This window comes from Paenibacillus nanensis, assembly GCF_003583765.1.
Lineage (GTDB): Bacteria > Bacillota > Bacilli > Paenibacillales > Paenibacillaceae > Pristimantibacillus > Pristimantibacillus nanensis.
Genome location: NZ_QXQA01000005.1, coordinates 138,098 through 161,941 on the forward strand (window position 1 = coordinate 138,098; position 23,844 = coordinate 161,941).

A 23,844-nucleotide genomic window follows, 5' to 3' on the forward strand; every position below is an offset into this window, starting at 1 on the left:
TGATGCACGGTACGGGAGCCGCGTCCGGCTTAGCAGCCCTTAATCCGGTTTTTTCATCGTAAGGCTCACACGGCCCTTCTTAAGGTCCACGCTCAGCACCCACACCGTTACCGTATCGCCGACGGAGACGACATCCATCGGATGCTTGACGAACTTGTCGCTCATCTGTGAGATATGGACCAATCCGTCATTTTTAATGCCGATATCGATAAAAGCGCCAAAGTCGATGACGTTGCGCACTGTGCCTTGCAGCTCCATCCCCGGCGTTAAGTCTTCGATATTCAGCACATCGGTATGGAAAATCGGAGGAGGCAGCTCCTCGCGCGGATCCCGGCCCGGCTTAAGCAGGCTGTCGATAATATCGCGCAGCGTCGGCACGCCAACCTCCAGCTTGGCCGCCATCGATGCCGCGTCAAGCGAAGCCAGCTTCGCCTTGGCCGCCTCCGTACCAAGCTCGCTCAGCTTCATTCCAAGCTCGCGGAACAGCCGGTCGACGACATCGTATGACTCCGGATGAATTGGCGTATTATCGAGCGGGTTGTCGGCTTCCGGAATTCGAAGAAAACCGATACATTGCTCGTACGACTTGGCGCCGAGTCTCGGCACCTTCTGCAGCTGACCGCGCTTTGTGAAGCGGCCGTTCTCCTCGCGGTATTTCACAATGTTTTTCGCAATGGTCGCGTTAACGCCCGCAACGTAGGAGAGCAGCGAGGCGGACGCGGTATTGACGTCTACGCCGACATGGTTAACGGCGGACTCGACTACGCCGCCGAGCGACTCATCCAGCCGCTTCTGGCTGACATCATGCTGATATTGGCCGACGCCGATCGCCTTCGGTTCAATCTTAACGAGCTCCGCCAGCGGGTCCTGCAGACGGCGCGCGATCGACACCGCGCTTCTCTCCGCCACATCGAGCGTCGGGAATTCTTCCTGTGCCAGCTTGGAAGCCGAATAGACGCTTGCTCCCGCTTCGTTCACGATAATATATTTCAGCTCGCTGCCAGTTCCCGCATTTTTGCGCTTGCCAATCAACGACGCAATGAACTGCTCGGTTTCCCGTGAAGCTGTGCCGTTGCCGATGACGATCAGCTCCACCTTGTATTTGTCGATAAGTCCGTTAATTAGCTTCTCCGCTTCCGCTACCTTGTTATTCGGCGGCGTTGGATACGAGACCGCAACCTCGAGCAGCTTCCCGGTGTCGTCAATGACCGCCAGCTTGCAGCCTGTCCGGTAGGCCGGATCGACGCCAAGCACCACATGTCCCCGAACGGGCGGCTGCAGCAGCAAATTCCGCAGGTTTTCCGAAAAAATCGTAATGGCGTGCTCTTCCGCTTTCTCCGTCAACTCGCCGCGCACCTCGCGTTCGATCGAAGGCGCGATAAGACGCTTGTAGGCGTCCTCGATAATCGCTTCCAGCACCTCGCGCACAGGAGCGGCCGTGCCATTCCGCAGCAGCTTGCGCTTCATATGCTCATAAATGCGCTCAACAGGCGTATCGAACGTGACGCGCAGCACTTCTTCCCGTTCCCCGCGGTTAATCGCCAAGATGCGGTGAGGAGGAAGCTTGCGCACGGGCTCTTGATAGCTGTAATACATCTCGTAGACGGACTCTTCCTCCGCATTTCTGGCTTCGGTCCGCAGCAAGGCTTGATCGAACGTAAACTTCCGCACCCAGGATCGAATCGACGCGTCATCCGCGAATTGCTCCGCCAGTATATCCATCGCGCCTTGCAGCGCCTCCTGGGCGGTCGCTACTCCCTTCTCCTCATTCACGTAGCGACCCGCTTCCGTCAAAGGGTCGCCTTGACGCGGCTGCGACCATAACCAACTCGCAAGCGGCTCAAGGCCGCGCTCCTTCGCAACGCTTGCCCGCGTCTTGCGCTTCTGCCGGTACGGCCGGTATAAATCCTCCACTTCCTGAAGCTTTACGGCCGCTACGATTCCCGCGCGAAGCTCGTCCGTCAGCTTGCCTTGCTCGTCGATCAGCCGGATGACCTCGCGTTTGCGCTCCTCCAGGTTCCGCATATACTGCAGCTTCTCCTCGATCGACCGCAGCTCATTCTCGTCCAGTTCTCCGGTCATCTCCTTGCGGTAACGCGCGATAAACGGTATCGTATTGCCTTCATCCAGCAGCGACACCGCCGATTTCACTTTCGATGCAGGAATCGCGAGCTGGGACGCAATGCCGGCAATAATCCGGCTGTTTTCCGCCGCCTTCTCTTCAGTCGAGAGCTTTACTTTCTCCAGTTCAGTCTCCGGAGCAGTCACCTGCTTATTTTGATCCGCCATATGGTTTACACCGTCCTTGTTCTCTATCTACTGCTGTATCGGCTTATCAAGACATAGAAGCATTCCCGTCCGTCTCCGGCCAAGAATGCTTCCGTCGTTAAGCCGTATAGGGATTGTTAGCTTTCTCGAACCCGATGGTTGTTCTTCCGCCATGTCCAGGATAAACAAGGGTATCGTCGGGAAGCTTGTACAGCTTCCAACGAATCGAATCGTACAAATCCCTCTCTCTGCCGCCGGGCAGATCCGTTCGGCCAACGGACTGTCTGAACAGCACATCGCCCGAGAACAAGTGCTGCCCGCATAAGAAGCTTACGCTGCCCGGCGAATGCCCCGGCGTATGCATGACGCGGAACGTATGGCCGATAAGCTTCAGCTCTTGTCCTTCGGCAAGCGCGAACTCGGCCGGGTCGGTGGATAGCGGAGGCGTAACGTCCTGCCAGCGCATCGACCCGTTCTTGCGGGGATCGGTGAGCCAGTCCGCTTCGAGATCATGGATGTATACCGGACAGTTCGCCAATTTGCGTACCTCGTCGACCCCGCCCATATGGTCAAAGTGCGCATGCGTCAGCAGAATCGCTTCTACTTGCGTTCCGGCGATACGGTCAAGCAGCCGCTTCGGGTTCATCCCCGGATCGATCACAATGCTTCGTTCCTGTTCTCCATCTGTCACCGACAGGAGATATGCGTTAGTCTGCAGGGGCCCAAGCGTAAACGTCTCAACCTTAAATGTAACGTTCGTCATCGCTTAGAACGACTCCAGCAGTTCGCGCAATTCCTTCACGACCAGAGCCTGATAGCCAGGTCCTTCGCCATAGCGCTTCATAATCTCCTGGCGCGTCTCCGCCAACTTCTCCTGGTAATCCGGCGCCTCCCGGTCCGGATTCGCCTGCTTGAACGCGACCATAGGCTCCTGGATATATGCCGGACGAGGCCCCCATTGCCCGAGCACGGCTCCGCCGGTATCCGCGAAGATGACGATCGGGATCGACCGGCCGCCCATCGTCAGAAATTGATCCATCGTATCGAGATGCTCTTCCATAATGAGCACTTCCGTCGGAATGCCGCTAACCTCCAGAGCGCCGAATACAGCCGGGATGTTGCGAACGACGTCGCCGCACCAATCGGCCATCAGGATCAAGCAGCGAATATCGTCGCGGTTATTCAGCGATTCGAAAAAATCGCGGTCCTCCCCCGACGGCCAGCTGAACTTCTCCATCCAATCGATGAAGGCCTCTTTGTTTTTCGTCATCCCGTCTACAAATTGCTGCGGACTAATGCCCTTGCCAAGCTTGTCAGCTACGCTTTTGCCCATATGTATCCCTCTTTTCCATCCTTAAAGTCATGGTTCCATTATACTTAAAATTTGCGAGCCCTGCGAATATACAGGACGACGACGACCAAGACAGCCACTGCGATCAGCGCATAGGCGATATTCGAATACACGTCCATGAACTCCACAATATTTTCCCAATTGTCGCCTACTGCGGATCCGATGGTCACAAGCACCGTATTCCAAATGAGCGTGCCAAGCGTTGTAAAAAATAGAAACGGAACAAGCTTCATGCCCGACATGCCGGCCGGCAGGGAGATCAAGCTGCGGATAAGCGGGACCATGCGGCACAGAAAGACGGCCCAATAGCCGTATTTGTCAAACCAGGCGTCTGCTCTGCGGATGTCCTCTTTTTTCACGCGGAGCAAGCGACCCCAGCGGTCCACGATTTTCTCCAGCCGCTCCACGCCCAGCAGATGTCCGATATAAAACAAAATAATGGCGCCAATAAGCGAGCCAAGCGTAGCAACGACGATTACGCCAAGCGGAGTCAGGCTTGTATACGTCGTCATGAATCCTCCGAACGTAAGAATGACCTCTGAAGGAATCGGCGGAAACAAGTTTTCGAGCGCGATTAACAGCAAGATGCCGAAATAACCGAACTGCTCCATAAAATCGGTAATCCAATTTTCCATTCGTTTTCCTCCATCCAATATTGGCGAACTTTGGTTAACCAAGACGCCTCATTTATTTTAACATAGGGAGGCTAAGCCATCCACTCCGACCCTGTCCTATCCTATTCCTTTTCCTTGCCAATATGCTTGTTCAGCCAGTACGGGCCGGTGTCCTTGGCAACGGCTCCCGCATACATTAAGGGGAAAGGAGTCGGTCTGCATGAAACCCAATGAACAGAAGCACGCCGCTGGTTTCCCGTCTGCGCGCAAAATCCGCCGATCCTGCAGCAACGAGCTTTACCGCACGGCCAAACGGCTAAAGCTTTGGGTGCCTAAGGATAAGATGGAGCAAGCGGAAAAGCTGTATTTTCAAAAGGTCGTCTTGAACCTGCAATGGATCGTGGAAAATCAGAGCAACAGAAAAGCTCAAGCCGATTGGTGGGTTGAAGCTGTCAGCGCGGAAATCGCGGAATTGTGGGAGGTCGACCGTGAGCGGCTAAGCGAAGCGTTCCGCGACGCTTATGGCGGGTAATGGCCCCCTCCCATCACAATAAAGCCCGAGCAGGCGCCGGCAGTAATGATGTTGCCGTCCTCTCGGGCTTATTCATGCCTTGCTTTAGCCTTCCTGAAGCTTCTCTACAGGAACGGTCTGTGTGTTGTTGCCGACCGATACAGTCGCGGTTCCGTTCTCGACATCGACATTTTCAATCCAGACGGAGCTTCCTTCCAGCTTCACGTCGTACGTATTTTGGGAGTCCAAAATTTGTTTCGCTCGTACCGTATCCATTATTCGCCCTCCGGTTTCTCAACCATCGTATCCGTTGTCGTCTCCTCGATGAGACCGTTATGAATCGTGACTTGACCCCCGCCGAGACCTTCATTCACCATGCGGTCGATATCCATGTCGTAGACATCCCTGCCATCGTAACGAAGCTCTGCCGCATCATGCCTCTCCTGCTCGGGATTGCGCTGATCGCTCATTTCATCCGCCTCCTCTAGATTCATGAAATACATCTTACTTACGGACAAAATATTCCCGTTTATGCCCTATTTCATTCACTCCTATAGCATCGGGGAGAGGATATGCATTACGGCTTCCTTCGCCTTCTGCTTGCCCGGCCTGCTCGTAAAGGCATGAAGGTCGATCTCTTCGCTGACGGACAGGTCCTCCATAAAATCGCGCTCCAACCGCCGAATCGGCTTTTCGTCAAAGAGCAGGGCAAGCAGCTCGTAATTGCTGTACAAGCTTCGCATATCGAGATTGGCGGTGCCGACGGATGCGAATATATCGTCAATAATCATGACCTTGGCATGGATAAAGCCCTTTCTGTAACGATAAACGCGCACGCCTGCCTCCAGCATGTCCCGCACATAGGATAACGTCGCATACAGCACCAGCTTGGAATCGGAGACGCCCGGTATGATCAACTTCACGTCAATGCCGCTTCGCGCCGCGATGCGCAAGCTGGCGGCGATGACCGGATCGGGAATAAAATACGGGGTTGTGGCGTAGATGCGTTTGCGAGCGGCTGCCATTGCGGTCACAAACGCCTCCACAATGTCTCTGTCGTTGCTGCCGGGTCTGCCCGGGACGATCATGACGCGCTCCTTGTCGTCAATGCTGTGCTCGTGCATGTAGGCTTCCGGGTTCGGAATGCCGCTCCCGCCAACCATTTGCCAATCATGAAGAAACATGGCTTGCAAATAATGTACAGCGTCGCCCTCCACGCGCAGATGCGTGTCGCGCCAGAAGCCGAGCTTCGGATCGAGGCCTATGTATTCGTCGCCGATATTGATTCCGCCGACAAAACCGACTTTCCCGTCGATCAGAGCGATTTTGCGGTGGTTCCGGAAGTTGATCCTTCTTTCGAGAAAGGCGGCCTTCGGAGGGGCGAAGCAGCGGCACTCCGCTCCCGCCTCGCGCAGCGCGTTCAGGTAAGCCTCATCTAGAGCCAGACTTCCGATCCCGTCGTAGATCATTCGAACCTCGACGCCGCGGCGCGCTTTTTTCGTCAGAACATCCAGAAACCTCCGGCCGACCCCGTCATTGCGGATCGTATAATAATCCAAATGAATATGATGCTTAGCGTCCTTCATCGCCTCCAGCATCGTATGGTACGTCTCCTCCCCGTTCGTCAGCACCCTCGTCCTGTTTCGCCCGGTAACCGGGAACGGCGCGAGTCTCGCCAGCGCTTGCTGGAGTCTGCTCTCCCTTGCTAGCGCCGATTCCTCCCACTCCGACGTTTCTACAATAAAGGATCTCTCTTCCGCATACGCCAGCCTTTCTTTTTGGTCGTTAGCCGCCGAGGCTTGGACGAGCTGGGCTCTCCTTCTTCCAATCATGTAATAGGCCGCAAATCCGATAAACGGCACGACGAACGAAAGGAATAACCACGCCGTCATATTCGCTTGGCGCCTGTGCTCGAATATAAAAATAACAACAAATTGGAGAAAATATGCCGCCAGAAGCGCGATCAGCCATCCTGTCCATGCCGTCATGCCGCCACCTCTTCTTTCGGTTGACACGTAAAAAATGATTTTTAGTATAAGCGCCAGCTGCTTCTTCTATACAATAGGTTCGCACATTCATGTTCGTGATCCGCGTATAAATCCTGCCTGCTTAAGCTTTGCCTCCTCCAAAAAATGCCTGGCGTCGAGCAGGAAAGGAGCCTCCATATTGGCGGAAATTCGCCCCCAATCCAGCTCTTTAAAAACTGGCCATTCCGTCAGCAGCACGATCCCGTCGCTGCGTCTGCAAGCCTCGTACGCATCGTCGGCAAAGCGGATACGGGCGGACAGCTCCGGGTAGAGGCTCTTGAAATTGGCCATGCCAGCCGGATCGTATGCGACGACATTCGCCTGTTCCTTCAGCAGCCTCTCCGCTACCGATGCGGCCGGACAATCGCGGACATCATCCGTATTCGGCTTAAACGTCAGCCCGAGCAGCACGATTGTTTTTCCTTTCAGCACCCACATCTCCTCCTTCAGCTTCTCCATGAGCCGAAGAGGCCGGTCCCGGTTAACGCCGATTACCTGCTCCAGCAGCTCCACCTTCACATGATGCTTTCGGCCAACGGCTGTGAGCGCGCTTAAATCCTTCGGGAAGCAGGAACCGCCGAAGCCGATCCCCGCTTTTAGAAACTGCTCCCCAATCCGTTTATCATAGCCCATTCCCGCGGCGACTATCGAAATATCGGCTTGCACTTTATCGCATAGGTCCGAGATCATATTAATAAAAGAGATTTTGGTTGCCAGAAACGAGTTCGACGCGTATTTGATCATTTCCGCCGTATTGGTATCCGTTACGAGCACCGGACAATCGAAGTTTCGGTAAACCGACCGAAGCATCGCCTCGCCGCGTTCGCCGCTCGTCCCGATAACGATCCGGTCAGGCTGCATAAAGTCGCGGACAGCGCTTCCCTCCCGAAGAAACTCCGGATTGGAAGCCACCTCGATTTCTCCGGCGCCGTTCCCGTAAAGATCGGCCATTCGTTTCAGCCGGTACGCCGTGCCGACGGGAACGGTGCTTTTTATAACGACTAGCTTTCCTTTGTCCTCTTCATGCTTTTTACGCTCGGTTTCATGCTTCAGAATCGTTTTCATCACCTCTTCCACCTGTGACAAGTCGGCGCTGCCGTCAGGAAGCGGCGGCGTTCCGACGCAGACAAACAACAAATCGGCAGAATGAACCGCATCCCCGCTATTATTCGTAAAATGGATCCTATCGGCGCCTGCCGCATCTGCGAGCATCCCTTCCAGCTCGGGCTCGTAAAACGCAGCATGGCCGCTCCGAAGCTTGTCGAGCTTCGCCCTATCCTTCTCCACGACGCAAAGCCGGTGACCTTGACTTGCTAAGCACACCGCTGTTACTAACCCGACATAACCTGCGCCGAAAACCGCTATCTCCACGTTGACCACCTCGCGTACGCAATTTCGATCCTTTCTCTAGTGTAGAATGGACGAACCGCAAAAATCGCAGTTTTACAGCATTTTTATATGAATAATACGTAAGCTCGCAATATTCTGAGGAAGTTTTAAGGTATGTTTTATAGCGTCAGAGAATAAATAGTCATAGAACGTTCTGCAGGACAATAACGCCGGCCGGAAGGAGTTAACCAGTGAAACGAGCGCGGAAGCCAGCATGGTCATTTGTTGTGATGCGCGGCGCAGACAAGACAGTCAAGCAGTTCTCCGTATCGAAGCGCTCAGTCGTAGCAGCGCCTGTTGCCGCCGCCATCGCGGTTACAGGAACGATCGCCGGCCTTCAAATGAAGGCCGCCTACGAGCTGAAGCATCTGGAGGATGAGCTGTCCTCCCAGTCAGCACAATTCACGCAAACGATTACCGGGATGGATCAAGTCATCGCCGGGAAGGATGAAGCGATCGTCTCCTTGCAGCAAGAGATACTGGAACTGTCGCGCCAAGCGGATGAGATGAAAGCCAAAATGCAAGAGTTGAATGAGTTAGAGAACAAATTGAAGCTGTTTATCGAGAAGTACGGCAGCTCGGTTATCGAACCGACGAGCGATTCTCCCTCCGCCGAAAAGAAAAGCGGAGCCGTTCAAACCTTATCGCTCCAGTCAGCCGAAGCGAAAGCGGGACGGCAGCTTACGTCGCCTGTTCCGATGATGCAGATGGCGTCGCTCGCGCAGCATACTTCGCTAGACTTTCAATCCATTAACGAGATGATCGATTCCATGGAAATATCGATGGAGCAAACGCTGAAGAAAGCCCAAAATAAAAGAATGACGGTTGACGCCTATCCGAATCTTTGGCCTACGCGATCCAAGAAGATGACATCGGGATTCGGCTACCGGAAGGACCCCTTCACCGGGAGAGCGACCTTTCATGCCGGAATTGACATTGACGGCGACGTCGGCGACACCGTGTTCAGCGCGGCGGACGGCACCGTCAGCGATACGGGCTTTAATTCCAGGTACGGCAATTATGTCATTATCGATCATCTTGGCGGTCTCCAAACCGCTTACATGCACCTCAGCCGGATCGAAGCCAAGGTTGGCGACGTTGTAGTGCGGGGTGAAAAAATCGGTCTGCTCGGCTCAACCGGCAGAAGCACCGGACCTCACCTGCATTTTCAAATTATGCAAAAAAACGAGCCCGTCAATCCTTTAAAGTACCTCGCGCAGCGCAGCTGATGGATGACTCGTTATCCCTATCACTTGTACTGAAGGAGGAATTCCATGTTCAAGGAAACCAAACGAACGGTCGCGACGGATACGCTGATTGGTCAAGGCACGATTGCAGAGGGGAAAATGATCAGCGAAGCGAATCTTCGAATCGAAGGCGAATACCGGGGGGACATCGAATGCCGCGGCGATGTCATTATCGGGGAATGCGGGATCGCCCGCTCGAATATTACTGCGCAGGATGTGACGCTGGCGGGCAAGCTGTTCGGGGATGTTACCACCAAAGGCCGCCTCGTCATTACCGCCTCCGGCGAGCTCTTCGGCAATGTAACCGCCCAATCGTTAATCGTTCAAGACGGCGCGAAGCTGAACGGCAGCTTTGTCATGGAGCAAGCGGCCGACTCGAAGCAAAAATCGAATTCGGATATCGAAGCTCAATTATCGAAAAACGATAATAAAAACGAGAATAGAAACGACTCCAAAGCGAAATCCCGGCAAGCAGGGTAACCTACATAAAAAGCCGCCCGAATCCTTTTCCTATACGGGGAGCAGGATTCGAGCGGCTTTCTTGCTTGAACTTAACGTTAAGAAGCCACGTCTCTTTTATTAAAGATATACCAGGTTAGCGCGATAAACAGCACATAATAGACGGCCAGCACGGATAAGGAGAAGCCAAGCGTCATGCCGTCTTCCGTCGAGACGTTACTTCCCGCGTACTTCGTTAAATTCAAATGGACGAACAGCAGATAGTCAACCCACTTATTCGGGATTAACGCAAGCAGCTGCAAGGCGTTGTTAACGACTATCTCAATAAATAACGCAAGGCCGATCGCAAGAATGTTGCTTCGGAATATCGTCGACAGCATAAATGAAATCGTAACCGTCATGACGGTGTTAAGAAACGTCAAACCGAAATAACGCATGATGTATTCGAAGAACGAATGTCCGCCCAGCTCCGTAAACAGCATCGCCGCTTGCTGGGAGTTTCCGCCGCTAAACGCATCGAATAACAGCCAGTTCACGAGCAGTAGCGCCAGCAGAAAAATAACCGTCATAAAGAAAGCAAACAGCAGGCTGGATATATATTTGGACAGCAATATTTTGGACCGGCTCCACGGCCGGATCAGCAGCAGCTTGATGGTTCCCGTCGAGAACTCCTCCGCTACCGAGCTTGATGCGACAACGACGGCAAATATCGTAACAATCCAAAACAATGTGGTCGTCTCCACCATCGATACTTCCCACATGCTGAAGCTGTTGTCGTTAAACGCCCATATCCCGGATATGATCACAATTAATCCGACGATCAAGCCCAGCATCACATACAGGCGCGGACGTCTAAATGTTTTCATATTTTCATTTCTTATCAGGTTAAAGAAATCAGCCAACGCTTTCGCCCCCTGTCATCTCCAGGAATTGATCCTCAAGCGATTTCACTTCGGCGCGAATGCCGTATACTTTGATCCCGGCTTGCACCAAAGCCGCGTTGGCGGCCGCTGCCTTCTCCTTGTCCCCGACAATAACAAGAAGGCCTTGATGTTCCGTAGACTCAGCCTGTTGACCGGCTGCCGCTAACGCTTCAATTGCAGCTCCAGGGTTATCCACTTCGATCAGAATGCGTCCAGCCGCTTCCGATGCAGCTCGCGATTGCTGAACATTCCGAATGTCGATCAGCTTGCCGGATTGGATAATGGCAACGCGATCGCACATCAGCTCCATCTCCGAGAGCAAATGGCTGGATACAAATACGGCTACCCCTTCCTGTCTGGACAAGCCCCGCAAATAATCGCGAAGCTCGCGAATCCCCGCCGGATCGAGACCGTTCGTGGGCTCGTCCAAAATAAGCAGCTTCGGCTTATGCAGGATCGCTTGCGCGACGCCCAGCCTTTGCCTCATGCCAAGGGAATAGGTTTTCACTTTATCGTGAATTCGTCCTTCCATTCCGACAAGCGCAACGACTTCCTTCACCCGATGCGCAGATACGCCCGGAATCATCCGCGCGAAATGGATTAAGTTTTCATACCCTGTCAAATACTTGTACATCTCCGGATTTTCTACGATGGCTCCAACGTGGCCGATCGCCTTCTCGAAATCGTTGCTGATGCTATGACCATCGATTAGAATATCTCCGGAGGTGATCGACATCAATCCGACCATCATCCGAATCGTCGTTGTTTTCCCCGAGCCGTTCGGTCCGAGAAATCCGAACACTTCCCCTCTCGGCACCTCAAGCGTCAGCTTATCGATAATCGTCCGATTGCCGATTCGCTTCGTGACGTTCTGGATACGAACGATACTATCTTCCATCCTGCGTCCTCCCCTCGCATTACCCTCACTTATCATGTAAGCTTAGACAGCATTTCTTCATTATATACGAGTGAGGAAAGGATTGGTAGCGTCACACTTCTCCGGCTAGTTCGGAATAACGGCTTGCCGGGATAGCATACTCCATGTGCTTAAGCTCACCCACAATCCGTCATACCGGATGACGGACTTCTCTACTTTGGGATCAGCGATCAACCCGTCTTCCATGCTTATTTTGGGCAGCAAAAAGTAACGGTTGTACAGCTCTTCATAATGGACCGGCAATCCGGCCTCCGAAAGCCGGGACAGCAGAAATTCAAGCCGGAAGGCATACACGCCGCTATTCCATAACGCGCCTTGCGCAGCTAATGTCTCAGCCTCCGCTTCGCTCGGCTTCTCATAGTAGTCTTTCACTTTAGAATCGTACCCCCAGTCCTCGCCGCTCCCAGGGTCAGGCACGATGTAGCCGTAGCGCGGACTTGGATGCTCCGCCTTCGCGCCGACCATCATGACCGATGAACCGCTCTCCCTCAGAAGCTTGGGAAGACTGCGAATACAATGAAAAAACTCTCCCTCTACATAAAAATCAACCGGTAAAACGATGACCGTCTCGTTTGGCGTCACACCGGCGACCGTATATAAATAAGAAGCCGTCAGCAGAGCGGCGGAATAACTGCCTCTTTGCGCCGGTTCGCAAATAAGCGGCACATTCGGACCAAGCAGCCGCTTCAGCGGCGCGACTTGCTCGCCGCATGTCGAAATACTCGTCTCCTCCATCAGATCGGCTGTCATAAGCTGTCTCCACAGCCTTTGAACCATCGACTCCTGCTTTCCGCCTGGTCCGTCCAGCACGGGCAAATACTGCTTCGGCATGCTATTATCGGACAGCGGCCATACTCGTTTTCCAGGACCGCCTGACAAGATTACGATTTTCAAAGCGACATCCTCCCTCGGTCAGTACAAATATGTACTATTATACTTGAGCGGAACAGTGGAGCTTGTCGATTGCTGGGAGGCGAAAATTCGGAGCGCGGACTTATTTTGTCGATTTTCATCTAACGTTGGACAGTCATCTTTGAACGCGGCCGAACGTTCGTCTGCTCCGTATGAGTGTGGCGCATTTATTCGTCTCGCCGTTCCTCCTCAAAAAAAATCGCAATGGAGCTTATGCCCCATTGCGATTTTGGTTTGTAACGAGTTATTTGCCGCCAGAGCGAGCAAGCTCGCGTTTGTTGGCTTCGAATGCGGCAAGCAAAGCTTCTCCGCCTTGAAGACCGCTGTCTTCAGCCTTTTGAATTTGCTCCAGCATCCGCTTGTAATCCTTCGGAATAACCTTCACGAATTTCGCGAGCGACGCATTCCAATCGTTCAAAATGCGCTCTCCGACCGCGCTCTTCGTATATTCGACATGTTTTTCAATCATGCCGCGCAGCTCGGCGATGTCGGCTTCCTCCTCCACACGCTCCAGCAGAATCATCTCTAGGTTCGTATGGTTGTAGAAGTCGCCTTTCGCGTCGTACACATAGGCTACGCCACCGGACATACCGGCGCCGAAGTTGCGGCCCGTCGAGCCGAGAACGACTACGCGTCCGCCAGTCATATATTCGCAGCCATGATCGCCTACGCCTTCGACCACGACGTTGGCGCCGCTGTTGCGCACCGCGAAGCGTTCGCCCGCGATACCGCGGATATAAGCCTGACCGCTCGTTGCGCCGTACAGAGCCGTGTTGCCGATAATAATATTTTCTTCCGCGGCAAAGGTTGCCTTCGGCGACGGCGCCACGATCAGCTTGCCGCCGGATAAGCCCTTACCGAAGTAGTCGTTGGAGTCGCCTTCAACCGACAGCGTAATGCCTTTTGGCACAAACGCGCCGAAGCTTTGTCCCGCTGTACCTACGAAGTGGTACCAGATCGTATCTTCCGGAAGGCCCTTCGCGCCGTAACGGCTCGTAACCTCGGAACCGAGAATCGTACCGACAACGCGGTTCGTGTTCAGGATCGGGAACGTGCCGCGGACTAGCTCGCCGTTCTCAAGAGCAGACTGTGCTTGCGGCACCAGCTGCTGCATGTCAAGAGAGAGCTCCAGGCCATGGTTCTGCTCCTGTACGCAGCGGCGGTTCGCGTTCTCCGCATAATCGCCCTCGTACAGAATGCTGGAAAGGTCAAGTCCCTTCACCTTGTAATGCTCGTTCAGCTGCTTCGTCTCCAGACGGTCTACACGGCCAACCATCTCATCGATGGTACGGAAGCCAAGCTCCGCCATAATCTCGCGAAGCTCCTCCGCGATAAAGCGCAGGTAGTTCACGACATGGGACGGATCGCCCATAAACTTCTTGCGAAGCTCCGGATTTTGCGTTGCGACGCCGACCGGGCAAGTATCAAGCTGACATACGCGCATCATGACGCAGCCAAGCACGATAAGCGGTGCCGTCGAGAAGCCGTATTCTTCAGCTCCAAGCAGCGCAGCGATCGCAACGTCGCGGCCGTTCATCATTTTGCCGTCCGTCTCGATGGTAACGCGGTCGCGCAGATTGTTCAGCATCAGCGTCTGATGCGTCTCCGCAAGGCCAAGCTCCCACGGAAGACCCGCGTGACGGATCGATCCCATCGGGGAAGCGCCTGTACCGCCATCGTAGCCGCTGACCATAATCACGTCAGCGCGGCCTTTGGCAACGCCTGCGGCGATTGTGCCAACGCCAACCTCAGACACGAGCTTCACATTAATGCGAGCGCGCGGGTTCGCGTTCTTCAGGTCGTGGATCAGCTCAGCCAAATCCTCGATCGAATAAATATCGTGATGCGGCGGCGGCGAGATAAGGCCTACGCCCGGTGTGGAGCCGCGCACTTCCGCAACCCAAGGGTATACCTTCAGGCCAGGCAGCTGTCCGCCTTCGCCAGGCTTCGCGCCTTGAGCCATTTTAATTTGAATTTCGTCCGCGTTCACCAGATAGTGGCTCGTAACGCCGAAGCGTCCGGATGCAACCTGCTTGATCGCGCTGCGGCGGGAGTCGCCGTTAGCGTCCGGCGTAAAGCGCGCCGGATCTTCCCCGCCTTCGCCCGTATTGGACTTGCCGCCCAAACGGTTCATTGCGATCGCGAGGCTTTCGTGCGCTTCCTTGCTGATCGAGCCGAACGACATAGCGCCCGTCTTAAACCGTTTGACGATGGAGTCGACGGACTCGACCTCTTCAAGCGGCACGGACTTGCCGTCCTTCTTGAAATCGAGCAGCGAACGTAGCGTCAAATGCTTCTTGTTCTCGCCTTGCACAAGCTCGGAAAACTTCTTATAAAGCTTATAGTCGTTTTTGCGCGACGCCATCTGAAGCGTATGGATCGTCTGCGGCGTGAACAAATGGTCCTCGCCGTCCTTGCGCCATTGATATTCGCCGCCGGAATCCAGTTCCTTCTCGGCTCCGTCCTGCTCGGCGAACGCGCGGTTATGATATTTCAGCGTCTCCTCGGCAATGACGTCGAGACCGATGCCGCCTATGCGGGATTGCGTCCAAGTGAAATATTCGTTAATGACATCTTCGCGCAGGCCGACCGCTTCGAAGATTTGCGCGCCGCGGTACGATTGAATGGTCGAAATACCCATTTTGGACAGTACCTTCACGACGCCTTTGGTTGCGGCTTTAATGTAGTTTTTCACCGCTTTGTCATGCGACACGCCTCTCAGCATGCCTTGTCTGATCATATCGTCCAGCGATTCGAAAGCCAGGTACGGGTTGATCGCGTTCACGCCGTATCCAAGCAGCAATGCGAAGTGATGCACCTCGCGCGGCTCGCCGGATTCCAGCATAATGCCGACTTTCGTGCGCGTGCCTTGGCGGATCAGGTGATGATGCAGCGCGGATACGGCCAGCAGGGCCGGTATCGCCGCATTCTCCTTATCGACGCCGCGGTCGGACAGGATCAGGATGTTATGGCCCTTCGCGATAACGCGGTCAGCCGCTTCGCACATGCCCTTCAGCGCTGCGCGCAAGCCTTCTTCGCCTTCGCTTGCCGTAAAGAAGATCGGCAGCGTGATCGACTTGAAGCCTTCGCGGCGAATGTGGCGAAGCTTCGCGAACTGCTCGTTGGACAAGATCGGAGTGTCCAGCTTAATATGGCGGCAGCTTTCCGGCTCCGGATTCAGCAGGTTGCGCTCCGGTCCGATTGTCGTGACCGTCGACGTAATGATTTCCTCGCGGATCGCGTCGATCGGCGGGTTCGTTACTTGCGCGAACAGCTGCTTGAAGTAGTTGTACAGTCGTTGAGGACGCTCGGACAACACCGCAAGCGGAGCGTCGTAGCCCATAGATCCGATCGGCTCCTGGCCGCTGCCGGCCATTGGCTCCAGCACTTTACGGATGTCTTCGAACGTATAACCGAAAGCCTGCTGGCGCTGCTGAACCGTATCGTGGCTAGGCTCCGGGACTTCAGGCGCGTCCGGCAAATCTTCAAGCGCGACCAGATGCTCGTCAAGCCATTCCCGGTAAGGATGCTCGGCAACGATTTGCGCCTTCACTTCCTCGTCGGAAATAATGCGGCCTTGCTCCGTATCAACAAGAAGCATGCGGCCTGGGCGCAGTCTGTCTTTGTATACAATATCCTCCGGCGGAATCTCAACCGCTCCCGCTTCGGAGCCAAGGATGATATGGTCGTCTTTGGTCACGTAGTAACGCGCCGGGCGAAGACCGTTGCGGTCCAGCGTCGCGCCGATTTGCACGCCGTCCGTAAAGCCCATTGCCGCAGGTCCGTCCCACGGTTCCATAAGCGTGCTGTGATATTCATAGAACGCCTTCCGCTCGTCGCTCATGCTTTCATGTCCCGACCATGGCTCAGGAACCATCATCATGGCTACATGCGGCAAGGAACGTCCTGCCAAGTATAGAAACTCCAGCGTATTGTCGAACATGGCCGTATCGGAGCCGTCCGGGTTAATAATCGGTTTGATTTTCTCCAGGTCGTCGCCGAACTGCTCGGACGCGAACAACGTCTGGCGCGCGTGCATCCAGTTCACATTGCCGCGAAGCGTGTTAATCTCGCCGTTATGAATGAGATAATGGAAAGGATGTGCGCGTTCCCAGCTCGGGAACGTATTCGTACTAAAACGGGAATGCACTAAAGCAATAGCGGAAACAACCGTTTCATCGTTCAATTCGGTATAAAAGGAACGGACTTGCTCCGTTGTAAGCATCCCTTTGTAAACGATCTTTTTCGAGGACAGGCTGGAGAAATAGAACATGTTCCCGCCTTCTTTGCCTGCGTAACGGATCGCAAGCTCGGCGCGTTTGCGAATGACATACAGCTTGCGTTCGAATGCAAGCGTATCTTTCAGCTCGGCGTTTTTGGCAATGAATACCTGACGAACATACGGCTTAACAGCCAGCGCCGATTGGCCCAGCTTCTCATCGTTGGTAGGCACGGTGCGCCAGCCGATTAGCGTTTGCTTCTCTTCCTCGATAATGCTCGCAAGTTCACGTTCAATCGCCGCGCGAGCGGACTCTTCGTGAGGCATAAAGATCATGCCGACAGCGTATTCGCCTTCTGCCGGAAGCTCGATGCCTTGCTTCTTCAACTCCGATGCGAAGAAAGCGTGCGGAATTTGAAGCAGGATGCCCGCTCCGTCTCCCGTGTTCGGCTCGCTTCCCTGGCCGCCGCGATGTTCCATGTTCTCAAGCAGAGACAAGGCCTGGCGGATTACCTTGTGAGACTTCTTACCTTTGATGCTGGCTACAAAGCCCATACCGCAAGCGTCTTTTTCGTTTTGCGGATCATAAAGTCCTTGTTTAGGCGGCAATCCCAAAATATTTTCTTTCATTGTGTGCAACCTCTCTATCAGAAGAATTTGGGCAAGCAATGGAGAAATAATAGCAGGCTTGGATCACTTAATTGGCTTCATTTTTGGCTTAAATTATCATAGAATGGTAGGGGACTAGGCGCATCGGCCTGCTCCTTGCCATCCTTCTTGCCATCTACCGTTGCTAAGCGATTATTATATGATTTTAACATCTGGCCATATCGGAATCAATTTAATATTTTTTATTATTCTGATAAGGAATGTTTAGCGGCAGCGGCGGCGGACAGATCGGACATGCGGGTAACAATTTATTTCTTCTATATTATCAGAAGGGTGTGTGTCAATTGTATAGCAAAATAAGGAATGCACTAAGCCGGACGGGCCTTGCCGCCTTAATCGCCGGATCCCTGGCGGTCGGCGCGCCGGCCGCTCTGGCGGCGGACACGGCGCCATCCGCCGGTAAGTCCTACGACATCGTTGTTCTGGGAGATTCGCTTGCAGCCGGCTATGAACACGGATTCACGGAAAAATCCGTGCCGTACGGGTTTGCGGAGCATGTGTACGAGCAGGCGCTCTTCCAAGGCTTAAGAGCCGAATACGCCAACTATGGCATTATCGGACTCCGCTCGGACGGATTAAGCAAATGGCTCAGCGCCGCGGCTGAAGGAAAAGAAGTTACGAAAAAGGACATTCAAGCCGCTCTCTCCGATCCGCGAGCGGAAGCTTTCTTCGCGAATACGGAGCAGCTGGAGGAGGATGTGCGAAGCGCCGAGCTGATTCTGATCTCAATCGGCGGCAACGACTTTCTTCAATTATTGAACGGCCTCGAGGGGGACGAAACATTAGCCGATTTCGGCAAGCTGCCCCCGGCGGAACAAAGCAGCCTGCGAACGATGCTGACCACTCTTCTGGACACCTATGAAGCGCAGCTCGAGTCGGCGATCGAGACGGTCCGGGAGCTTCAGCCGGACGCCCAAATCGTCGTCGCGAATCAATATCTGCCCGTGCCTTTTATGAAGGTCAGGAATGAAACAACGTATCTGATACCGGAATCGACGGCCGAATTTCTGGTTGACGGACAAGCGAAGCTGCTGGAACGCTTGGAAACCGTCGTATCCGAGCTCGAGAATAAGGATGTTTCGATAAAAATAGCCGATGCCGCTTCCGCAATCGAGAAGAGCATTCTGGCTTATACGAGCATCGAGGAAGGCGACGTTCACCCGACCAAAGCCGGCTATGCCGAGCTGGGCAAAGCATACGCCGAGGCGATTTGGGGCGAATACAAAACCGTGAAGAAACGCCCGGCGAATGTGCCGATTTCCGTCGTTGTAGACGGCAAAGAGCTGGAATCCAGCTATGTTCCCGTTATTAAAAAAGGACGCACCTTCGTTGCCATCGCCGACATTACCGATGCCATCGGCGCGGAACGCAAATGGGACGCCAAAACGAACACGGCGACCATCCTTCTGGACGGCCGCACGGTTGAAATGACGATAGGCGCAAAAACGATCAAGATTAATGGAAAGACGATGCCGCTAAACGCGGAGCCCGCTTACTTCCAGCAATATCCCGGCGAGAAAAAAACATACGTGCCTCTGGCCGCCCTCTCCGAAGGACTTGGCCTGCAGGTTGAATACCGCGACACGCTAAAAGCCGCATTTATTAATTCTTAATGGATTGATATTCCTTCTGCAATTGCTGCATGAGCTCGAGGCTTTGCGCCGACCAGCGGCGGAGACGGTCCAATTGCTCGATCTCCGCCGCCGCGGCGGCGCAAAGCGACTCCTTATAGTCGGGAATCGCTTCCGAATACCGCTTTAGATCTCTCAGAAGCACCGTCGTTTTCTCCGTATAGCTCAAGGCGCGTCGCTCATGGAACATCGCTACGTCCGGATTATAGGGGTGATGCAGATCGCCCTGTTCCGGATGCTTGAGCACAGCAAGCACTTTAACGACTGCCCTCGGACCGTACAGCTCGACGATCTCACCGGCGTATTGGCCAGTACGAACCTCTGCCTTGACGATATCTCCTACTTTCAATTCGCTCATTTCTTGGTTGGACATTTTCCATTTTCCTCCTAATTGACCCATCCTTAATGACTGAAAAACCGCTTTTTTCATATATAAATACTGTAAAGCAACGCGGAATTCATAGCAAGGCGAACACAAATGCTTGTATTAACCTGACGTGCGAAGTAATATGGAAATAGAAAAGTAGGTGAGATTATGCGCAAGAAGAGAGTGCTGCTGCTCTCGGAGGGGTTCGGCTCTGGTCATACGCAGGCGGCGAACGCGCTGGCAGTCGGTTTGAAGCAGTTATGTCCGAGCATTTCAGCCAGAGTCATCGAACTTGGGAAATTTTTAAATCCCGTCATTGGCCCCTTGATTGTGTCCGCCTACCGCAAAACGGTCAGCTCTCAGCCGAAGATGGTAGGACTTATGTACCGCAGCAATTACAAAAAGCCGACAAACCGATTCACCCAGCTTGCGCTTCACCGCATGTTCTATACGCAGACGTCGCAGGTGATCTCGCAGCTTAAGCCAGATCTTATTGTTTGTACGCATCCCGTTCCGAACGGGGTTGTCGGGAGGCTGAAGCGGCTTGGTTTGGAAATGCCTTTATATACGCTCATCACGGATTACGACGCTCATGGCTCATGGGTTAGCCAGCAGGTCGATCACTATCTCGTATCATCGCCGGACGTAAAGCGCCGCCTTGTCGAGAAAGGCGTGCTGCCTGAACGAATCGAGGTGACAGGCATTCCTGTTCACCCGAACTTCTGGCATCCCCATTCGAAGGAGGAAGTGCGGGAGGAATTCGGGCTGAAGGATATGCCTACCGTGCTGATTATGGGCGGCGGTTGGGGTATATTATATGAAGATAATGCTCTTTCCTATATGACCAAGTGGCGCGAGAACACGCAGTTGATATTCTGCGTAGGCTCCAATGAGAAAATGAAGGAGAAGATGCTTTCGGATCCGATGTTCCAGCATCCGAACGTTCGAATCGTTGGTTTTACCCGTGAGATTCACAAGCTGATGGACGTCGCCGACCTCCTCGTAACGAAACCGGGCGGTATGACCTGCACGGAAGGGATGAGCAAGGCGCTGCCGATGCTGTTCTACGAGCCGATTCCGGGCCAGGAAGAAGAGAATTGCGAATATTTTATTCAAAACGGGTTCGGCGAAATGCTGGATTCCAACGATACCGTGGACCGATGGTTCGAGCTTATTCATAACAAAGAAGCGTCGAGCCGGTTTCGGGAAGAGCTCATTCACAAGCGCAATCAACAATACGACGCGAAAAAGTGTCCGGAAGCCGTTCTGCAGCTGATGCAGTGACGGCTTTGTTTTTCGCTTGAAAAGATTGGGATAAAGATGCGGGCGCTTATGGCATAGTATTAAGAGAAGGGAGATCGAAAGATGAAATCGCAATTAACGGATGGAAAAACAATCATTCTTCGGCTCGAAATCGATACCGCAATGGCGCAGTTCGGCAAAGCGGCCACCGCAATCGAACAGGCAAAAGGCGATATCGTCGCCATCGACGTTATACATACGGATAAAAACAAAAGCATACGAGACTTGACGGTCAAAATTACAGAGCAGGGCGCGTCCGAGCGGCTCTCCAACGCTCTTCGCTCGGTGCCGGGCATCCGTCTCCTGCACATCTCCGACCGGACGTTCCTATTGCATCTTGGCGGTAAAATTACGATTCAGCCGAAGACGCCGATTCAGAACCGGGACGACCTGTCCCGAGTCTACACGCCGGACGTCGCAAGAGTATGCCAGGCGATCCAGGAGGAGCCGTCCAAGGCCCATACGCTGACGATCAAAAGAAATACGGTTGCCGTCGTTTCGGACGGAAGCGCCGTGCTGGGACTCGGCAACATCGGACCATATGCCGCTATGCCTGTTATGGAAGGCAAAGCGATGCTCTTTAAGCAGTTTGCCGACGTTGACGCTTTCCCGATCTGTCTGGACACCCAGGATACGGAGGAAGTCATCGCGGCTGTCAAACATTTGGCCCCCGCCTTCGGCGGCATCAACCTTGAAGACATATCGGCTCCGCGCTGCTTCGAAATCGAGCAGCGTCTCCGCGCCGAGCTCGACATCCCTGTATTCCATGACGACCAGCATGGAACGGCCGTCGTGCTGTATGCCGGCTTGCTGAACGCCTTGAAGCTTACCGGGCGGACCTTAAGCGAAGCGCGGATCGTCGTCTGCGGCATCGGGGCTGCCGGCACGGCATGCACCAAAATGCTGCTCGCCGGCGGAGCGCGCCATATCGTTGGCGTTGACCGCGCCGGTATTCTAACGGCGGATGAAACCTATGACAATCAAAACTGGCAATGGTACGCAAGCAACACCAACCCAGAACGGCTTAAGGGCGGTCTGAGGGAAGCCGTGCAAGGCGCTGACGTCTTTATCGGCGTCTCGGCGGGAGGACTGCTTACACGCGAGCATGTCGCCAGTATGGCGCCCGAGCCGATCGTTTTTGCGATGGCTAACCCGGAACCGGAAATCCGGCCGGAGCTTGTGGAGGACATTGTCGGCGTATTCGCGACGGGCCGCTCCGACTACCCGAACCAAATCAACAATGTATTATGCTTCCCCGGCATCTTCCGCGGGGCGCTCGACAGCCGCGCTTCCGAGATCAATGAAGAGATGAAGCTTGCCGCCGCCGAAGCGATCGCCTCGGTCATCAGCGAAGACGAACTGAACCGCATGTACATCATCCCGAGCGTATTCAACGCGAAGGTTGTGGAAGAGGTGCGCCGCCGCGTCATGGACGCCGCAAAACGCAGCGGCGTCTCGCGCCGCCAAATGCGCGAATAATGCAAAAAGCTGCAGACTCGCTAGGATTAGAGCCTGCAGCTTTTTCTGTTTTGTGAGGAGGACGTTTACGCTCTCCTGCAAGCAGGTTTTTGCGCGCTATTGTGTCAGTTCCCCCTGCTGCTTGTGAAGCTGCCGCGCGGCGTCACTGCCCCTCCATTTCGCGAATACGGCAAGGCCTGCGGCGAACATGATGACGCCTGTAGCCACGAAGATCCAATGGATGCCAAGGAAGAGACCGAGCAGTCCGCCGAGCAGCGGCCCCAGCATCGAGCCGAATTGGTTGGCGCTCGCCGTCAAGCCGAAGGAACGGCCGCGAAATTGCTCATCCGTGCTTTGCACCATCAGCGTGTTGACAATTGGGCCGACTCCCGCCATAAACAAGCCGAATAAGAACTGGACAAGAGCAAACAGCCACAGCGCTTCGACAAAATATTGAAGGCAGATGATCGTCCCCGCGCAGAGCAGACAGAACACTAAAATCCGGTAATATCCTTTTCGCTCCCCGAGTCTCCCCCAAATCGGAGAAGCGATGATGCCCGCGATGCCGATCAAAGCGAGAACAAAACCCGCCGATAAGACGGCCCCTTTCTCCCCGCCCTGCAAATCGGCGATATGCAGCGACAAAAGCGGCTGGATCATATTGACCGATAACTGGAATACGACCAGAATCAGCAGCATATAAATGAGTGCCCGATTGCGGAACGCCAACCGATAGGTTACCGGGGCCGAATCTTTTTTGCTGGTTGCTCCTGATTGACGCTGCCCCTTTCCTTCCTTCACCCAGAGCAGCACCGCAATTGCCGCCAAAAAAATAATAACGGCAGCCGCGATAAACGACTTTCTCATGCCGAACGCTTCAGCAAGCAGCCCTCCGAACAACGGCCCGAGAATCCCGCCTGTCATTGTGCCTGCCTGCATGATGCCAAGGCTCCAGCCCAGCTTCTCCTTCGGCGCAATCGTTGCCACGATCGACATCGAAGCCGGCACAAACCCGCCGACGAACCCGTGCAGCATCCGGACGCCTACCAGCTGCCACGGCGTTTGAACAAAGGCGATTAGCGCATAGATGACCGCTAAACTGAGACCTGCCCGTATAACCATGTTCCGCTTGCCAAATTTATCGGCAAGCATCCCCCATAAAGGCGCCATAATCGCGCCGACCATAAAGGCTGAAGAATGGACGACCCCTGCCCACAAGTTCACCGAGCCTTTATCAACGCCGAGGTCATACAGGAACAAGGGGAGAAAAGGGACGGCCATCGTGTAGCTGGAGCTGCAAAACAAGACGCCGAACCATAAAATCCACATTGTTCGTTTCCAATTTTCCATCCTGTCACTCCTCTTTCGTGATGTCTAATTCGCACGCTTTTCCGGACAAACCGCTTATTTAAACAACTATACGCTTCCTTTTCCTTTCCATCAAAAGCAAAAACCGGAGCATTTTAAAGAAAACCATGTGCCACGCGCATTTACTTGGCGTATACAATCTTTTAACCAATTTTTTTTGAAACCTGAACCCGAATTGCACGTAAAATCATT

20 protein-coding genes are annotated in these 23,844 nt (G+C 54.0%); 6 read left to right on the forward strand and 14 right to left on the reverse strand.

The genetic code is table 11. The annotated features are described in order from the left end of the window. Positions 1-39: 39 nt before the first annotated feature. From D3P08_RS10575 to D3P08_RS10590, 4 genes are all read right to left on the reverse strand, one after another. A complete protein-coding gene (locus D3P08_RS10575; RefSeq protein ID WP_119599659.1) occupies positions 40-2,289 on the reverse strand; it encodes a Tex family protein in 2,250 nt (749 codons plus the stop codon). A 97-nt stretch (positions 2,290-2,386) separates the two neighbouring features. Next, on the reverse strand, positions 2,387-3,031 hold the full coding sequence (locus D3P08_RS10580; protein ID WP_119599660.1) for an MBL fold metallo-hydrolase: 645 nt from the start codon (positions 3,029-3,031) through the stop codon (positions 2,387-2,389). A gap of 3 nt (positions 3,032-3,034) precedes the next feature. After that, positions 3,035-3,601: a thioredoxin family protein gene (locus D3P08_RS10585; protein ID WP_119599661.1), complete on the reverse strand. Its 567-nt coding sequence runs from the start codon at positions 3,599-3,601 to the stop codon at positions 3,035-3,037. Between the two features lie 44 nt (positions 3,602-3,645). Beyond that, a complete protein-coding gene (locus D3P08_RS10590; protein WP_119599662.1) occupies positions 3,646-4,254 on the reverse strand; it encodes a DedA family protein in 609 nt (202 codons plus the stop codon). Positions 4,255-4,453: 199 nt separating this feature from the next. On the opposite strand from D3P08_RS10590, the gene D3P08_RS10595 reads away from it, so the two are divergent. Next, positions 4,454-4,765: a dehydrogenase gene (locus D3P08_RS10595; RefSeq protein ID WP_119599663.1), complete on the forward strand. Its 312-nt coding sequence runs from the start codon at positions 4,454-4,456 to the stop codon at positions 4,763-4,765. An 84-nt stretch (positions 4,766-4,849) separates the two neighbouring features. Here the strand turns inward: D3P08_RS10595 and D3P08_RS10600 are convergent, their stop codons facing one another. The 4 genes from D3P08_RS10600 to D3P08_RS10615 form a co-directional block, all read right to left on the reverse strand. Beyond that, on the reverse strand, positions 4,850-5,020 hold the full coding sequence (locus D3P08_RS10600) for an H-type small acid-soluble spore protein (protein WP_119599664.1): 171 nt from the start codon (positions 5,018-5,020) through the stop codon (positions 4,850-4,852). Next, entirely contained in the window at positions 5,020-5,214 is a 195-nt protein-coding gene (locus tag D3P08_RS10605) for a hypothetical protein (protein ID WP_119599665.1), read from the reverse strand. The genes D3P08_RS10600 and D3P08_RS10605 overlap by 1 nt, the downstream gene beginning before the upstream one ends. 81 nt (positions 5,215-5,295) lie before the next feature. Beyond that, the gene (gene cls / locus D3P08_RS10610) at positions 5,296-6,732 is read right to left on the reverse strand and encodes a cardiolipin synthase (protein ID WP_119599666.1); all 1,437 of its coding nucleotides are present in this window, start codon (positions 6,730-6,732) and stop codon (positions 5,296-5,298) included. An 87-nt stretch (positions 6,733-6,819) separates the two neighbouring features. After that, positions 6,820-8,142 (reverse strand): UDP-glucose dehydrogenase family protein, encoded by a 1,323-nt coding sequence (locus tag D3P08_RS10615; RefSeq protein ID WP_162848425.1) that lies wholly within the window; start codon positions 8,140-8,142, stop codon positions 6,820-6,822. Positions 8,143-8,351: 209 nt separating this feature from the next. Here D3P08_RS10615 and D3P08_RS10620 point away from each other — a divergent pair, with 209 nt between their 5' ends. Together D3P08_RS10620 and D3P08_RS10625 are read left to right on the forward strand one after the other, a co-directional pair. After that, positions 8,352-9,389, forward strand: coding sequence for a M23 family metallopeptidase (locus tag D3P08_RS10620; protein WP_119599668.1), 1,038 nt, complete (start codon positions 8,352-8,354; stop codon positions 9,387-9,389). A 45-nt stretch (positions 9,390-9,434) separates the two neighbouring features. Beyond that, positions 9,435-9,887, forward strand: a complete 453-nt coding sequence (locus D3P08_RS10625; protein WP_119599669.1) for a bactofilin family protein — start codon at positions 9,435-9,437, stop codon at positions 9,885-9,887. Between the two features lie 77 nt (positions 9,888-9,964). Here D3P08_RS10625 and D3P08_RS10630 read toward each other — a convergent pair whose 3' ends face one another. From D3P08_RS10630 to gltB, 4 genes are all read right to left on the reverse strand, one after another. Then, the gene (locus tag D3P08_RS10630; protein ID WP_119599670.1) at positions 9,965-10,768 is read right to left on the reverse strand and encodes an ABC transporter permease; all 804 of its coding nucleotides are present in this window, start codon (positions 10,766-10,768) and stop codon (positions 9,965-9,967) included. Then, positions 10,761-11,687, reverse strand: coding sequence for an ABC transporter ATP-binding protein (locus D3P08_RS10635; protein WP_119599671.1), 927 nt, complete (start codon positions 11,685-11,687; stop codon positions 10,761-10,763). The genes D3P08_RS10630 and D3P08_RS10635 overlap by 8 nt, the downstream gene beginning before the upstream one ends. 105 nt (positions 11,688-11,792) lie before the next feature. Continuing rightward, positions 11,793-12,620, reverse strand: a complete 828-nt coding sequence (locus tag D3P08_RS10640) for a sugar phosphate nucleotidyltransferase (RefSeq protein ID WP_119599672.1) — start codon at positions 12,618-12,620, stop codon at positions 11,793-11,795. 262 nt (positions 12,621-12,882) lie between these two features. Further along, the gene (gltB, locus tag D3P08_RS10645; protein WP_119599673.1) at positions 12,883-17,487 is read right to left on the reverse strand and encodes a glutamate synthase large subunit; all 4,605 of its coding nucleotides are present in this window, start codon (positions 17,485-17,487) and stop codon (positions 12,883-12,885) included. A gap of 323 nt (positions 17,488-17,810) precedes the next feature. Between gltB and D3P08_RS10650 the strand changes: the two genes are divergently transcribed. After that, on the forward strand, positions 17,811-19,139 hold the full coding sequence (locus D3P08_RS10650) for an SGNH/GDSL hydrolase family protein (RefSeq protein ID WP_162848426.1): 1,329 nt from the start codon (positions 17,811-17,813) through the stop codon (positions 19,137-19,139). On the opposite strand, the gene kapB is transcribed toward D3P08_RS10650, so the two are convergent. Continuing rightward, positions 19,129-19,530, reverse strand: coding sequence for a kinase-associated lipoprotein KapB (gene kapB, locus D3P08_RS10655; RefSeq protein WP_240647412.1), 402 nt, complete (start codon positions 19,528-19,530; stop codon positions 19,129-19,131). The genes D3P08_RS10650 and kapB overlap by 11 nt on opposite strands. A 162-nt stretch (positions 19,531-19,692) precedes the next feature. On the opposite strand from kapB, the gene D3P08_RS10660 reads away from it, so the two are divergent. Both D3P08_RS10660 and D3P08_RS10665 read left to right on the forward strand, forming a co-directional pair. Beyond that, a complete protein-coding gene (locus tag D3P08_RS10660; RefSeq protein WP_119599675.1) occupies positions 19,693-20,808 on the forward strand; it encodes an MGDG synthase family glycosyltransferase in 1,116 nt (371 codons plus the stop codon). Between the two features lie 81 nt (positions 20,809-20,889). Next, positions 20,890-22,305, forward strand: a complete 1,416-nt coding sequence (locus D3P08_RS10665; RefSeq protein ID WP_119599676.1) for an NAD-dependent malic enzyme — start codon at positions 20,890-20,892, stop codon at positions 22,303-22,305. 96 nt (positions 22,306-22,401) lie between these two features. Here the strand turns inward: D3P08_RS10665 and D3P08_RS10670 are convergent, their stop codons facing one another. Next, a complete protein-coding gene (locus D3P08_RS10670; RefSeq protein ID WP_119599677.1) occupies positions 22,402-23,634 on the reverse strand; it encodes an MFS transporter in 1,233 nt (410 codons plus the stop codon). Between the last annotated feature and the right edge of the window lie 210 nt (positions 23,635-23,844).

Excerpts from the sequence above, each read along its gene's own strand:
- D3P08_RS10635 (WP_119599671.1), bottom strand. The coding sequence starts at position 11,687 with ATGGAAGATAGTATCGTTCGTATCCAGAACGTCACGAAGCGAATCGGC.
- D3P08_RS10660 (WP_119599675.1), top strand. The coding sequence starts at position 19,693 with ATGCGCAAGAAGAGAGTGCTGCTGCTCTCGGAGGGGTTCGGCTCTGGT.
- cls (WP_119599666.1), bottom strand. The coding sequence starts at position 6,732 with ATGACGGCATGGACAGGATGGCTGATCGCGCTTCTGGCGGCATATTTT.
- D3P08_RS10600 (WP_119599664.1), bottom strand. The coding sequence starts at position 5,020 with ATGGATACGGTACGAGCGAAACAAATTTTGGACTCCCAAAATACGTAC.
- kapB (WP_240647412.1), bottom strand. The coding sequence starts at position 19,530 with ATGTCCAACCAAGAAATGAGCGAATTGAAAGTAGGAGATATCGTCAAG.
- D3P08_RS10625 (WP_119599669.1), top strand. The coding sequence starts at position 9,435 with ATGTTCAAGGAAACCAAACGAACGGTCGCGACGGATACGCTGATTGGT.
- D3P08_RS10595 (WP_119599663.1), top strand. The coding sequence starts at position 4,454 with ATGAAACCCAATGAACAGAAGCACGCCGCTGGTTTCCCGTCTGCGCGC.
- gltB (WP_119599673.1), bottom strand. The coding sequence starts at position 17,487 with ATGAAAGAAAATATTTTGGGATTGCCGCCTAAACAAGGACTTTATGAT.
- D3P08_RS10670 (WP_119599677.1), bottom strand. The coding sequence starts at position 23,634 with ATGGAAAATTGGAAACGAACAATGTGGATTTTATGGTTCGGCGTCTTG.
- D3P08_RS10580 (WP_119599660.1), bottom strand. The coding sequence starts at position 3,031 with ATGACGAACGTTACATTTAAGGTTGAGACGTTTACGCTTGGGCCCCTG.
- D3P08_RS10575 (WP_119599659.1), bottom strand. The coding sequence starts at position 2,289 with ATGGCGGATCAAAATAAGCAGGTGACTGCTCCGGAGACTGAACTGGAG.
- D3P08_RS10665 (WP_119599676.1), top strand. The coding sequence starts at position 20,890 with ATGAAATCGCAATTAACGGATGGAAAAACAATCATTCTTCGGCTCGAA.
- D3P08_RS10590 (WP_119599662.1), bottom strand. The coding sequence starts at position 4,254 with ATGGAAAATTGGATTACCGATTTTATGGAGCAGTTCGGTTATTTCGGC.
- D3P08_RS10585 (WP_119599661.1), bottom strand. The coding sequence starts at position 3,601 with ATGGGCAAAAGCGTAGCTGACAAGCTTGGCAAGGGCATTAGTCCGCAG.
- D3P08_RS10605 (WP_119599665.1), bottom strand. The coding sequence starts at position 5,214 with ATGAGCGATCAGCGCAATCCCGAGCAGGAGAGGCATGATGCGGCAGAG.